This window comes from Micromonospora sp. B006 (genome assembly GCF_003408515.1).
GTDB classification, from domain to species: Bacteria; Actinomycetota; Actinomycetes; order Mycobacteriales; family Micromonosporaceae; genus Micromonospora; species Micromonospora echinospora_A.
The window spans coordinates 1,464,810-1,477,537 of sequence record NZ_CP030865.1; the positions used below are offsets into that span (position 1 = coordinate 1,464,810).

The window sequence follows — 12,728 nt, forward strand, 5'->3', positions numbered from 1 at the left end:
CGGGCACAGGGGAAACGTCGACGAGGAGGCCGCCGGTGTACGTGACAGGCACCGCGGCCTCCTCGTCACATAGGGTCGGCAAGGGCACGTACGCGACGCTCGCGCGATGCGCGGGGAGAAGGGGCGGGGCGGATGACGCAGGTTGTGAGTGACCGGAGCCTGGCGATGGAGGATCCGACCGCGCCTCCTCCCGGTCGGTCCCGCCGGGTGGTGCTGAAGCTCTCCGGTGAGGTCTTCGGCGGCGGCGCGATCGGCGTCGACCCCGACGTCGTGCAGGGCATCGCCCGCCAGATCGCCACCGTGGTACGCCTCGGCGTGCAGGTCTCCGTGGTGGTCGGCGGCGGCAACTTCTTCCGGGGCGCCGAGCTGCAGAAGCGGGGCATGGACCGGGCCCGCGCCGACTACATGGGCATGCTCGGCACGGTCATGAACTGCCTGGCCCTCCAGGACTTCCTGGAGAAGGAGGGCATCGAGACCCGGGTGCAGACCGCGATCACGATGGCCCAGGTCGCCGAGCCGTACATCCCGCTGCGGGCGATCCGGCACCTGGAGAAGGGCCGCGTGGTCATCTTCGGCGCGGGCGCCGGCATGCCGTACTTCTCCACCGACACGGTGGCAGCCCAGCGGGCGCTGGAGATCCGCGCGGACGTGGTGCTGATGAGCAAGAACGGCGTGGACGCGGTGTACACCGCCGACCCCCGGATCGACCCGACCGCGAGCAAGCTCGACTCGATCACCTTCTCCGAGGTGCTGCGCCGCAACCTGCGGGTGGCGGACGCCGCCGCGTTCAGCCTCTGCATGGAGAACGGCCTGCCGATGCTGGTCTTCGGCGCCCAGGGCGACGACACCATCGTCCGGGCCGTCGCCGGTGAGAAGATCGGCACCCTGATCACCGCCTGACCGGCCCGCCGGATCGACAAGCGGTCCCTCTGCCACGGCGGCACCCGCACTACCCACGACGAGCGACAGAAGGAGGCGAGGAGACCGGTGATCGACGACACCCTCCTCGAGGCGGAGGAGAAGATGGAGCGTGCCATCGAGCACGCCAAGGAGGAGTTCGGCGGGATCCGTACCGGTCGCGCCAACGCCGCCATGTTCTCCCGGATCGTCATCGACTACTACGGCAGCCCGACCCCGCTGCCGCAGATGGCCTCCATCGCGGTGCCCGAGCCCCGCATGGTGATCATCAAGCCGTACGACAACTCGCAGCTGGGCGCCATGGAGAAGGCGATCCGCGACTCGGACCTCGGGGCCAACCCGAACAACGAGGGCAACCAGCTCCGCATCGTCCTGCCGCAGATGACCGAGGAGCGGCGCCGGGAGATGATCAAGGTCGCCCGGCAGAAGGGCGAAGAGGCCAAGGTCGCCGTCCGCAACATCCGCCGCAAGGCCAAGGAAGAGCTGGACCGCCTGGTGAAGGACGGCGAGGTCGGCGAGGACGAGGGCCGGCGCGCGGAGAAGGAACTGGACGACCTGACCCACCGTTTCGTCGCAGGAGTCGACGAGCTGGTCAAGCACAAGGAGAGCGAGCTGCTCGAAGTCTGAGCGCGCGCGTACCCCGCACGGCACCGCCGCCGTCGCCCGCACGGGCGGCGGCCCGGTGCCGTCGTCGTGCCCGGCGGCGCACACCCTCGGGGCTCCGGCGGGTGCAGTAGGCTCGGCACGATTCCCGACCACCACGGGGTGAACGGCGGGGGTCGCCCGGCCGTCGGTCGGTCAACAGGAAGTCTCACGCCGGTAGGGGATGGTTTTGGTCTTGCGTCATGTGGTGGCTCTCGTACCGGCTGCCGGTGCGTGATGTCCCACCCCGACCCCTACGGCAGCACCGAGCCGCGTGGCTGGGACCGTCCGGCCCCCGCCCTGCCCTGGCCGGACACCGACCTGGAACCCGGCCCCTGGCGGCCCGGTCCGGCGGCGCCCGCCCACCCCGCCGAGCCGGACACCTACGCCCGCCCGGACGCGTACGACACGTACGCCGGCCCCGACAACACGTACGCCGGGCCGTACCCGACGACGTCGCGGCACCACGACGGACCGGGCCGGTACGACGGACCGCAGGCCGGCGACCGCGGCCGGCCCGGCGGGCCGGAGCACGGCGGCCCGGGGGGTGAGCCGCCCCGCGACGACGAGTACCCGACCGCGCAGATCGCGCCGGTGCGCGACGAGCCCACCGACCAGATCCCGGCGGTACGCGACGAGCCCGAGCCCGAGCCGCAAACCGGCCGACGGGGCCGGGGGCGGCGGCGGGCGAGCGCGGAGCGACCGCCGACCGTCGTGCCGAAGACGTCCCGGGCGGGGCGCAACCTGCCGGCCGCGATCGGCGTCGGGGTGGCCCTCGGCGCCGCGGTGGTGGTGCCGCTTTTCTTCTTCATGCCGGCGTTCCTCGCCGTGCTCGCGACAGCGGTCGGGATCGGCATCTGGGAGATGGCCCGGGCGGTACGCCGCAGCGGCGCCCACCCGCCGCTGGCGCCGCTGGTCGCCGGCGGTGTGATCACGGTGGGCCTGGCCTGGTTCGCCGGCCCGGACGCGCTCTGCCTCGGCCTGCTGGTCACGGTGCTGGGCACGATGATCTGGCGACTGGGCGACGGGCCGGGTAACTACCAGCGCGACCTCACCGCGGCCACCCTGATCGCGGTGTACGTGCCGTTCCTCGCCGGGTTCGCGGCCATGCTCGCGGCGGCGCCGGGCGACGGGCACCTGCGGGTGCTCGTGACGCTGGTCGCGGTGGTGCTCTCCGACACCGGCGGGTACGCGGCCGGGGTGACGTTCGGCAAGCACCCGATGGCGCCCACGATCAGCCCGAAGAAGTCCTGGGAGGGCTTCGCCGGCTCGGTGGCCGCCGCGGCGGCGGGCAGCGCGGTGCTGTTGTGGGTGTTGTTCGACGTGGCGCCCTGGTGGGGCGCGCTGTTCGGGATGGCGATCTCGGTTTCCGCGGTGCTCGGCGACCTCGCCGAGTCGATGATCAAGCGGGATCTGGGCGTCAAGGACATGAGCAACCTGCTGCCCGGGCATGGCGGTCTGATGGACCGGCTCGACTCGGTCCTGTTCGCGGTGCCGGTGGCCTACCTGCTGCTCGCCGTGTTCGTCCCGGTGGTGAGCTGAGGCATGCGTCACGGCGGCGACCCGTGGCGGGCCGGGCGGCCGGGGGCGATTCGACACGTACGGACGGGTGCGTCCGGGCGGGAGCGTGTCAGACTGGACGCGCCATGACGAGTCTTCCGCTGATCTCCGTAGACCCCGACGCCCGCGGCCGCCGACCCTCGATGCCCCCGCGCCACCTCGCCGACCTGGACCTGCCCGGCCGGCAGGCGCTCGTCGCCGAGCTGGGCGAGCCGGCGTTCCGCGCCAAGCAGGTCTCCAACCACTACTTCGGCCGCCTCGTGCGCGACCCGGAGCGGATGACCGACCTGCCGGCGGCGACCCGGGAGCGGCTGGCCGGCACGCTGCTGCCCACCCTGCTCACCCCGGTGCGCGAGCTGGCCTGTGACGACGGCGCGACCCGCAAGGCGCTCTGGCGGCTGCACGACGGCTCGCTCGTGGAGAGCGTGCTGATGGGCTACCCGGACCGGGTGACCGTCTGCATCTCCAGCCAGGCCGGCTGCGGCATGGCCTGCCCGTTCTGCGCGACCGGCCAGGCCGGGCTGACCCGCAACCTGTCCACCGCGGAAATCGTCGACCAGGCGGTCTACCTGGCCGGGGTGGCCGCGTCCGGCGCGGTGGCCGGCTCGCCGCCGCGGCTGTCGCACGTGGTGTTCATGGGCATGGGCGAGCCGCTGGCCAACTACTCGCGGGTGGTGGCGGCGATCCGCCGGCTGGTCGCTCCGGCGCCGGAGGGTCTGGGCCTGTCGCAACGGCACATCACCGTCTCCACTGTCGGGCTGGTCCCGGCGATCCGGCGACTGGCCAGCGAAGACCTCTCCGTGACCCTTGCGTTGTCGCTGCACGCCCCCGATGATGAGCTGCGCGACGAACTCGTCCCGGTCAACCAGCGCTGGAAGGTGTCCGAGGTGCTGGACGCGGCGTGGGACTACGCGGCCACGACGGGGCGTCGCGTGTCCATCGAATACGCGATGATCAAGGACGTGAACGACCAGCCGTGGAGAGCAGATCTGCTCGGGCGGCTGTTGGCCGGCAAGCTGGCCCACGTGAACCTGATCCCGCTCAACCCGACTCCGGGCAGCCGCTGGGACGCCAGCCCGAAGCCGGTCGAGCGGGAGTTCGTCCGGCGGTTGCGCGACGCCGGGGTGTCGACCACCGTGCGGGACACCCGGGGGCGCGAGATCGACGGGGCGTGTGGCCAACTCGCCGCCGCCGGGGACACGGACGGCGACTCACGCGCGGCAACGGCGTAGCGGTACGAGACCAGGAGACATAGTGGCGAGTCAGGGTCAGCGTTTCCGGCGTAAGGCGCTCCGCCGGGGATACAAGGTCGACGAGGTCGACGCCTTCCTGGACCGGGTCGAGGCGACACTCGCCGGTCAGCCGGTCGGCGCGCCCGTGGCCTCCCAGGAGGTCCACGACGTCGTCTTCCGGGTCCGCTTCAACGGCTACGACGAGTGGCAGGTGGACCTGCACCTCGACCGGGTCGAGCGGCAGCTCGCCGAGCTGGAGGAGCGCGGTGGCGCCCCCGCCGGGCGCGGTGGCGACCCCCGGATGGCCGACCGGCTCGGCCCGCCGATGCGCGACGACCGGGGCATGTCGCCGGTGCCGCAGCCGCCGATGCCGCCCCGGCAGATGCCGGCCCAGCCCGGCCCGCCCGCCGCCCGCTACGGCAGCCGCTACGACGAGCCGACCGGCGCGTTCGCCGGCGGGTACGACGGTCCGCGCGGTGGCTACGACGGCCCGCGTGGCCCGGGCGGCCCCGGCCCGATGGGTCCGGGCGCGCCGATCGGGCACGGCGGCCCGCCGCCGCGCGGCCTGCCGCCCGGCCCTGGCGGCTACGGCCAGGACACCGGCCCGGGCGGGTACGGCCAGGACAGCGGCCCGGGCGGCTACGGCCAGGACAGCGGCCCCGGCGGGTACGGCCAGGAGGAGCGCTTCGACGGCTTCGAGGCGGGCCGGCGCGGGCGTGCCGACATGACTGCCGAGATCCGCATGCCCGAGCGTGAGCTGCGCGGTCGTGGCCCCGGTGGCCCGCCGGCGCTGCCGCAGCAGGGTTACGGCGCGCCGGAGCCCGGTTACGGGCCGCCGGACCCGGGTTACGGACCGCCGGACCAGGGCTACGGCCCGGGCCCTTCGATGACCGGCCCGCCGCTGGTGACCCCACCGGTCGCCGGCCCGCCCATGGTGGGACCGCCGATGGCCGGCCCGCCCGGCAGCGACCTCTACCGGGTCGACCAGATCCGGCGCAGCTTCCAGGTCCGCCGGTTCGGCAGCGGGTACGACCCGGACCAGGTCGACCGGTTCTTCGACACACTGCTCGGCGGCATGCAGGGCCGCAACCCGATGCCGGTGAACCCGAAGGAACTCGACACGCTGCGCTTCGGGCTGGTGCCCGGCGGCTACTTCGAAGCCGAGGTCGACGCCGCGCTCAAGGACGTGCAGGACATCCTGCTCGGCCGCTGACCCGCCCGGTCACCCGACGACGAAGGGCCCACCCCGCGAGGGGTGGGCCCTTCCGCGTACCGTGGGCGCCGCGCGTCAGGACCGCAGGCCGTTGCGGCGCAGCACGGCGTCGCCGATGACGATGGCGATCAGCAGCCCGGCGATCCCGAACAGCCAGATGTGCTCCACCCGGCCCTCCTCGATCCCGCAGAACGCCATCAGAACCAAGACCAGCGCCGACAGCACCGCGCCGATCCGTCCGGACTTGCGATGCCCGGGCTTGTGCTGATCTGGCGCGGTTACCGGCTCGTCTCCTGCCACTGTCGGTCCTTCCCTCGCGATCGGATCTCCGATCAGTCTGGCACGCCCCCAACCGGCCCCGGCGCAGGGTCCGGCCTCCGGTGCGCTGGATGACCCGGGCGGGCGACAGCGCTGTTGTCGCGTGACCCGGGCCGTAGGTCCCGTCCGGGTCGGGGCGGTTGGGCACTACCGGCGTCGCGGGACGGCGAGCACACTGCCTCCGGTAGCGTCTTGACGTACACCTGATGCCTTTTTGAGGGGGACTGCGGTGCGAGTGACCGGTACGGGCCATGCCAGCATGCGGATCGACACGGCCGCGGGCAGCATCCTGTGCGACCCGTGGGTCAATCCCGCCTACTTCGCCTCGTGGTTCCCCTTCCCGGACAACTCCCTGCTCGACTGGGAGACCCTCGGCCAGGTCGACTACCTGTACGTGTCGCACCTGCACCGGGACCACTTCGACGCCAAGCACCTGCGCGACTTCGTGTCGAAGGACGCCACCGTCCTGCTCCCCGAGTTCCCCACCTCGGAGATGGAGGACGAGTTCCGGGAGCTGGGCTTCACCAAGTTCCTCAAGGCCCCGAACGAGCAGGTCGTGGAGCTGCCCGGCGGCCTGAAGATCATGATCCAGGCGCTGACCAGCCCGACCGACGGCCCGATCGGCGACTCCTCGCTCTGGGTCGAGTACGACGGCGTCCGGCTGCTCAACCAGAACGACGCCCGCCCGACCGACCTGAGCGTCTTCGCCGAGCTGGGCCACGTGCACGCGCACATGCTGCAGTTCTCCGGCGCGATCTGGTACCCGATGGTCTACGAGCTGCCGCAGGCGGCGAAGACGGCGTTCGGCAAGCAGAAGCGGGACCGGCAGTTCGACCGCACCTGGCGCTACATCGACGACCTGAAGGCCGACCACGTCTTCCCGATCGCCGGCCCGCCGTGCTTTCTCGACGACGAGCTGTGGCAGTTCAACGACATCTTCGGCGACGAGGGCAACATCTTCCCCGACCAGTCGGTGTTCCTCTCCGAGTACGCCAAGGTCGGCGGCACCAACGGCATCGTCCTGCTGCCGGGCAGCGTCTCGGAGATCACCACCGAGGGCGCGACGACCACGCACCCGGTGCCGGTGGAGGAGTTCTTCGCGAACAAGGTCGCCCACCTGGAGGAGATGCGGGAGCGTAAGCGCCCGGTGATCGAGGCTGAGAAGGCGTCCTGGCGGCACCCCGAGGTCGACGTGCTGGGTGAGATGAAGCGCCGGATCGAGCCGCTGCTGGACGAGTCGATCTACCTGGCCAAGGGCGTCGGCGGTCCGGTCCGCTTCGACCTCGTCGGCTACGACGGCGACAGCGTCGAGTCGATCGTGGTGGACTTCCCGGGCAAGGAGGTACGGCCGTACGCGGACGAGAAGGTCCGCTACCGCTTCCGTACCGAGCGGGCGCTCATCGAGCACCTGCTGCACATCGGCGAGGTCGACTGGGTCAACTCGCTCTTCCTGTCCTGCCGCTTCTCGGCGGCCCGCATCGGCCAGTACAACGAGTTCGTCTACGCCTTCTTCAAGTGCCTCTCCGAGGAGCGTCTCCAGTACGCCGAGGGCTGGTACGACGAGCACGAGCGGGCCGTCGACGCCGAGGACATCACGCTCGACGGCTGGGTGGTGCAGCGGCGCTGCCCGCACCTGAAGGCGGACCTGAGCCGGTTCGGCATCGTCGACGGCGACCAGCTGACCTGCCAGCTGCACGGCTGGAAGTTCGACCTGGCCAGCGGTCGCTGCCTGACCAGCGTCGGGCACAAGATCCGGGCGCACCGCGCGGACGCGGAGACCCCGGCGCCGGCCGGGGAAGCGGCCATCTGACGGTTTCCGCCCCGCCCGCCGCCCCCGGCACGCGACCATCAGGCGTGAGGGGGCGGCGTGACGGGTGCGGACAGGGAACCGGTCTACCGGTTCGGGCGCGGCAGCGAGATGGCGCGCGACGCCTCCCGGGTGGAGGCGTTCAGCGACGCGGTGATCGCCATCGTGCTCACCCTGATGGCCGTCGAACTGCTGGCGTTCGACCCGGACCTGCCGCAGGACGACGGGCTGGCCGCAGTGCTCGTGCAGGAGTGGCGGGCCTACCTGGCGTACGTGATCACCTTCGCCATCGTCGGCCAGGTCTGGCTGACCCACCACAACATGTGGCGCTACGTCCGCCGGGTCGACCAGATGCTGCTGGTGCTGAACCTGCTGCTGCTGATGTTCGTGGCGGCGATCCCGTTCACCGCCGACCTGCTCGCGGACAACCTGCGCGGCACCGTCCGCGACCAGCGGCTGACCGCCGCGCTGTACGTGGGCGTGGTGCTCGGCGAGGCGCTCTTCTTCAACCTGAGCTGGTGGTGGGCGCGCCGCCGCGGGCTGCTGCACCCGGATCTGGACCCGAGGCTGGCGAGCGCGGTGGCCCGCCGGTTCCGGCTCGGCCCGCTGCTCTACCTGGTCGCGTTCGCCATCGTGTTCATCGACCCGCTGCTGAGCCTGCTGGCGTACCTGCTGCTGGTCGGCGTTTACCTGGTGCGGGGTCCGGGCGATCTCCCACCCGCCGGCCAGGAGGCGCCCGACACGCCGTGAGGGTTGTTAAGAAGGGGCCCTTCCTCTACCTGAGGCGTTAATAGGGGGCCCTTCCTTACATCTCGGCGAGGATGCGGCGGGCCGCGTTGTGGCCGGCGGCGCCGATCACGCTGCCCGCCGGGTGGCAGCCGGCGCTGCCCGCGTACACGCCGTCCACACCCGTCGCGTACGGCATCCGGTCGGTGAACGACACCGTGTTGTCGACGTGGTGGATGTGCCCGCCGGTGATGCCGAAGTGCGCCTCGATGCCGGGCGGCGGCAGCGGCACCGCGTCCGCGACGAGGTCACCGGCGCCCGGGGCGTACCGCTCGCAGATCGCGATCAGCCGCTCCACGTAGCCGGGCAGCGCCGCGTCCCAGGTGGTGCCGGCCAGCTCGTAGGGGACCGACTGCACGAACAGCGCCGACGAGTGGTGCCCCGCGTCGTCGGACAGCGACGGGTCGACTGTGGTGTGCAGGTACCACTCGATGGTCGGCTCGTCGGGCAGCCGCCCGGCCCGCACGTCCGCCCACATGCCGCGCAGCGCCGCCATCGGCGACTCGCCGCCGCCGTCGCCGACGAGCGAGGCCGAGCCGGGCAGCAGGTGGATGGTCGAGCCGAACGGGCTCGGCGCGTCGTCCGGCAGGCAGGAGAAGCGCGGCAGCCCGGTCAGCGCCAGGTTGAGCTTGAGCGTGGTGCCGGGGCGGCGGACCGCCGCCATCCGCGCGCCGAGTTCCGCCGGGAGCGCGCCGTCGGGCAGCAGCTCCATCAGCCGGTACGGGTCGCAGGCGCCGAGCACCACCGGGGCGTCCACCTCCCGCCCGTCGGCGAGCGTCACCCCGGCGGCGGCGCCGGAGGCCAGCCGGATCGCGGTGACCGGCGCGTCGGCCACGATCCGCGCCCCGGCGCGCACGGCTGCCTCGGCGAACGTGCGCGACACGGTGCCCATGCCGCCCCGGGTGATCATCCAGGTGCCGTCCGCGCCCGGCAGCCGGCACATGTTGTGCACCAGGAAGTTGTGCCCGGTGCCCGGGTCGTCCGGGCCGGCGTTGAGCCCGGACAGGCCGTCGGTGACCGCGTACATGCTGACCAGCAGCTCGGAGCGGAAGTCGAAGCGGGCCAGGTGGTCGGCGACCGAGCCGCGGACCAGGTCGACGAAGACCTGCCGCAGCGCGGGCCGCACGTAGCGTTCGGCGGTCTCCTCGGCCGGCAGCGGTTCGGCCAGCCACGCCGGGGCGAGATCCTCCCGCAGCTGGGCCAGCTCGGCGTGCAGCGCGTCGTCGGCTGCGACGTCGGCGGGGGAGAACATCTCCGCGAGCTGTCGCCGGCTCGCCGCGACGTCGCTGCCCGCCAGCAGGTACGGCGAGCCGAGCCCGCCCGGCGTGGGCAGGAAGTAGTGCGGGTCGCGGCGCAGCACCGGGATGCTCACGTCGAGCGTGGCCAGCAGTTCCGGCGGCATCAGCCCGAGCAGGTACGACCCGGTGGAGTGACGCAGCCCTGGCACCTTCGGGAACGGGTTCTCGGTGCGGGTCGCCCCGCCGATCACCCCTGATGCCTCCAGCACCAGCACGTCCAGGCCGGCGCGGGCCAGCAGGATCGCCGAGACCAGGCCGTTGTGCCCGGCGCCGACCACCACGACGTCGGCGCGGGACGGCAGCTCACTCGCGTCGCTCATGGGCCGGAGCGTAGCGGCGGGCGAGCCCTTGCGGGAGGGTTCGCGCTGGGGCGCTACCGTTCCCGGCATGTCCCCGGCTGTCCAGATCGCGCTCGCGGTGGCGCTCGTCGTGGTGGTGTTCCTTCTCCTGCTCGTGCTGCGGCGCGACCGTCCCCGGGACCTGGTCGCCCCGGATCGCCCGGCCGGCGGCGGGCAGGCCGAGGTGCTCCGGCTGGCCCGGGCGGGGCGTACGGTCGAGGCGGTCAAGGTGCTGCGCGAGCAGACCGGGCTGTCGCTGCTGGACGCGAAGCGGGCGGTGGACGCGCTGGCGGCCGGCGGGTCCTGGTCGCCCGGCCCGCCGGCACCGGGAAAGGGCGTCGACGAGGCGGTGCGGGCCGAGGCCGCGCGGCTGCTGTACCAGGGGAAGAAGATCCAGGCGATCAAGGTGGTGCGGGAGCACACGCACATGTCGCTCGCCGACGCCAAGCGGTACGTCGAGGGCCTCTGACGCCGGACGGCCGTCACCGGGCGTTCACCTTATAGTGGCAGTTGTCGATGCATTTCCGTCTTACCGTCGACGGGACACCCGCCGCCTCCGGGAGGTAATCCCCGATGGATCGTCGTACCGTCCTGCGTGCCACAGCCGTCGGCGGCGCGGCCGCTTTCGCCGGTGGTCTCTGGGCCGCGGCGGCCGCACCGGCCCAGCCCGCCCAGCCCGGCCCCGGCCCGTACGGCGACCTGCTGTCCGCCGACGCCAACGGCCTCCAGGTGCCCGCCGGCTTCACCAGCCGCGTGATCGCACGTTCCGGGCAGCGGGTCGCCGGCACCTCGTACACCTGGCACCCGGCGCCGGACGGCGGCGCCTGCTTCCCGGCCGGCGACGGCTGGATCTACGTCTCCAACTCGGAGGTGCCGCTCGTCGGCGGCGCCTCGGCGGTGCGGTTCGCGGCTGACGGCGCGATCGCCGCCGCGTACCGGATCCTCGGCGGCACCAACGTCAACTGCGCCGGCGGGCCCACCCCGTGGGGGACGTGGCTGTCGTGCGAGGAGGTGCCGCTGGGCCGGGTCTTCGAGACCTGGCCGGAGGGGGGCCGGTCCGGCGAGGAGCGGACCCGGATGGGGCGCTTCAAGCACGAGGCGGCGGCCTGCGACCCGCAGCGGCGGGTGGTCTACCTGACCGAGGACGAGTCGGACGGCTGCTTCTACCGGTTCGTGCCGGACACCTGGGGCGACCTGCGCACCGGCAAGGTGCAGGTGCTCTGCGCCCCGGACGGCCAGGTAACCGGCCCGGTCACCTGGCGGGACCTGCCGGACCGCGACGGGTTCCCGGTGCCCACTCGCTACCAGGTGGGCGCCGCGCAGACGTTCGACGGCGGCGAGGGCTGCTGGTACGCCGACGACACCTGCTGGTTCACCACGAAGGGCGACAACCGGGTGTGGGCGTACGACGCGGTGAACCAGCGGCTCGACCTCGCGTACGACGACTCGCTGGTGCCGGCCGGGGCCGCGCCGCTGACCGGCGTCGACAACATCACCGGCACCGCCGGCGGCGACCTCTACGTGGCCGAGGACGGCGGCAACATGGAGATCAACATGATCACGCCGGCCGGCGTGGTGACCCCGTTCGTGCGGGTCCTCGGGCAGTCCGAGTCGGAGATCACCGGGCCCGCGTTCTCCCCGGACGGCAGCCGGCTCTACTTCTCCTCCCAGCGCGGCACCAGCGGCGCCCGGGCCGGGACCGGCGGCATCACGTACGAGGTGCGCGGCCCGTTCCGGCGCTGACCCACCGCCGTCAGGCGCGGGCCGCCTCCCGGGTGGCCCGCCACCGGCTCGCCGCCAGCGTCGCGGAATAGCCGGACAGCACGATCACGTGGAACAGGTACAGCCAGAGCAGCACCGCTACGCCGCCGCCGATCTCGTCGAACCCGCCGAACGGCACGCCCAGGTCCAGCGGCAGCGAGCAGAACAGCACGAACCCGTGCAGGAAGCCCGACAGGTTGGCCGCCGTGAACGAGCCCAGGACGATGGTGGCGAGCCAGTCCGGGGAGGCCGGGCCGACCACCCGGAACACCCAGATCAGCACCGGCGTGAGCACCAGCCACACCGCCAGGAACGACAGCACCACGCCGAGCGCGCCGATCCAGCCGCCCTGGCGTACCAGCCGTGTGGTCATCGGCAGCCCGAGCAGGATCGACAGCAGCAGCACCGGGGCCGGCGCCAGCAGGGGGAGCAGCAGCAGCCGGCCCCGCCAGCCGACCAGCGCGCCGGACTCGGCGCGCGGCTCGGCCACCGAGACGAACGCGCGGCGCAGCCCTTCCCCGTACAGCGAGGCCGGCAGCAGCGAGGCCAACGCCAGCAGCGGGGTCAGCCCCAGCCCGGCCTCGACCAGCGCGGCCGCCGCCCGGTGCGCGCCGATATCGGTGGGCAGCGTGTCGATGGCGTACCCGGTCAGCCGTCGCACCCGGTCCGCCCCCGCGAGCAGCCCGGTCAGCCAGATCGCCAGCAGCGCCACCGGCACCACGGCGATCGCGCCGTAGAACGTGATCGCGGCGGCGTGCAGCGAGAGATCCCGGCCGCGGACCGGCCGGAACGCCGCAGCCGTGATCCGCTTCGCCCGATCCCACCCGTCGCCCATCGCCCTCTCGTTCCCCGTAC

12 protein-coding genes are annotated in these 12,728 nt (G+C 72.8%); 9 read left to right on the top strand and 3 right to left on the bottom strand.

The annotated features are described in order from the left end of the window. The first annotated feature begins 132 nt into the window (after positions 1 to 132). The 5 genes from pyrH (at position 133) to MicB006_RS07115 (ending at position 5,565) form a co-directional block, all read left to right on the top strand. Positions 133 to 900, top strand: a complete 768-nt coding sequence (gene pyrH / locus MicB006_RS07095) for a UMP kinase (RefSeq protein ID WP_116504681.1) — start codon at positions 133 to 135, stop codon at positions 898 to 900. Positions 901 to 987: 87 nt separating this feature from the next. Next, positions 988 to 1,545, top strand: coding sequence for a ribosome recycling factor (gene frr, locus MicB006_RS07100; protein ID WP_030504243.1), 558 nt, complete (start codon positions 988 to 990; stop codon positions 1,543 to 1,545). Between the two features lie 252 nt (positions 1,546 to 1,797). Next, a complete protein-coding gene (locus tag MicB006_RS07105; RefSeq protein ID WP_116504683.1) occupies positions 1,798 to 3,102 on the top strand; it encodes a phosphatidate cytidylyltransferase in 1,305 nt (434 codons plus the stop codon). 104 nt (positions 3,103 to 3,206) lie between these two features. Beyond that, entirely contained in the window at positions 3,207 to 4,352 is a 1,146-nt protein-coding gene (gene rlmN, locus MicB006_RS07110; RefSeq protein WP_116504685.1) for a 23S rRNA (adenine(2503)-C(2))-methyltransferase RlmN, read from the top strand. Between the two features lie 22 nt (positions 4,353 to 4,374). After that, positions 4,375 to 5,565 (top strand): DivIVA domain-containing protein, encoded by a 1,191-nt coding sequence (locus tag MicB006_RS07115; protein WP_116504687.1) that lies wholly within the window; start codon positions 4,375 to 4,377, stop codon positions 5,563 to 5,565. Between the two features lie 75 nt (positions 5,566 to 5,640). Here the strand turns inward: MicB006_RS07115 and MicB006_RS07120 are convergent, their stop codons facing one another. Beyond that, positions 5,641 to 5,865 (bottom strand): hypothetical protein, encoded by a 225-nt coding sequence (locus MicB006_RS07120; protein WP_073830336.1) that lies wholly within the window; start codon positions 5,863 to 5,865, stop codon positions 5,641 to 5,643. Between the two features lie 247 nt (positions 5,866 to 6,112). Between MicB006_RS07120 and MicB006_RS07125 the strand changes: the two genes are divergently transcribed. Together MicB006_RS07125 and MicB006_RS07130 are read left to right on the top strand one after the other, a co-directional pair. Continuing rightward, entirely contained in the window at positions 6,113 to 7,693 is a 1,581-nt protein-coding gene (locus tag MicB006_RS07125; protein ID WP_116504689.1) for a Rieske 2Fe-2S domain-containing protein, read from the top strand. Between the two features lie 108 nt (positions 7,694 to 7,801). Continuing rightward, positions 7,802 to 8,440 carry a TMEM175 family protein gene (locus MicB006_RS07130; RefSeq protein WP_192900268.1) on the top strand — a complete coding sequence of 213 codons (639 nt, stop codon included), beginning with the start codon at positions 7,802 to 7,804 and terminating at the stop codon, positions 8,438 to 8,440. A 55-nt stretch (positions 8,441 to 8,495) separates the two neighbouring features. Here MicB006_RS07130 and MicB006_RS07135 read toward each other — a convergent pair whose 3' ends face one another. Continuing rightward, on the bottom strand, positions 8,496 to 10,094 hold the full coding sequence (locus tag MicB006_RS07135) for an NAD(P)/FAD-dependent oxidoreductase (protein WP_116504692.1): 1,599 nt from the start codon (positions 10,092 to 10,094) through the stop codon (positions 8,496 to 8,498). Positions 10,095 to 10,161: 67 nt separating this feature from the next. Here MicB006_RS07135 and MicB006_RS07140 point away from each other — a divergent pair, with 67 nt between their 5' ends. Together MicB006_RS07140 and MicB006_RS07145 are read left to right on the top strand one after the other, a co-directional pair. Further along, entirely contained in the window at positions 10,162 to 10,581 is a 420-nt protein-coding gene (locus MicB006_RS07140) for a ribosomal protein L7/L12 (RefSeq protein ID WP_116504694.1), read from the top strand. Positions 10,582 to 10,685: 104 nt separating this feature from the next. Beyond that, positions 10,686 to 11,855 (top strand): alkaline phosphatase PhoX, encoded by a 1,170-nt coding sequence (locus MicB006_RS07145; protein WP_116504696.1) that lies wholly within the window; start codon positions 10,686 to 10,688, stop codon positions 11,853 to 11,855. A 10-nt stretch (positions 11,856 to 11,865) separates the two neighbouring features. On the opposite strand, the gene MicB006_RS07150 is transcribed toward MicB006_RS07145, so the two are convergent. Continuing rightward, positions 11,866 to 12,708, bottom strand: coding sequence for a YhjD/YihY/BrkB family envelope integrity protein (locus MicB006_RS07150; protein ID WP_116504698.1), 843 nt, complete (start codon positions 12,706 to 12,708; stop codon positions 11,866 to 11,868). Between the last annotated feature and the right edge of the window lie 20 nt (positions 12,709 to 12,728).

Coding starts and splice junctions, on each gene's coding strand:
- pyrH (WP_116504681.1), top strand. CDS start 133: ATGACGCAGGTTGTGAGTGACCGGAGCCTGGCGATGGAGGATCCGACC.
- MicB006_RS07105 (WP_116504683.1), top strand. CDS start 1,798: ATGTCCCACCCCGACCCCTACGGCAGCACCGAGCCGCGTGGCTGGGAC.
- rlmN (WP_116504685.1), top strand. CDS start 3,207: ATGACGAGTCTTCCGCTGATCTCCGTAGACCCCGACGCCCGCGGCCGC.
- MicB006_RS07130 (WP_192900268.1), top strand. CDS start 7,802: ATGGCGCGCGACGCCTCCCGGGTGGAGGCGTTCAGCGACGCGGTGATC.
- MicB006_RS07135 (WP_116504692.1), bottom strand. CDS start 10,094: ATGAGCGACGCGAGTGAGCTGCCGTCCCGCGCCGACGTCGTGGTGGTC.
- MicB006_RS07140 (WP_116504694.1), top strand. CDS start 10,162: ATGTCCCCGGCTGTCCAGATCGCGCTCGCGGTGGCGCTCGTCGTGGTG.
- MicB006_RS07145 (WP_116504696.1), top strand. CDS start 10,686: ATGGATCGTCGTACCGTCCTGCGTGCCACAGCCGTCGGCGGCGCGGCC.
- MicB006_RS07150 (WP_116504698.1), bottom strand. CDS start 12,708: ATGGGCGACGGGTGGGATCGGGCGAAGCGGATCACGGCTGCGGCGTTC.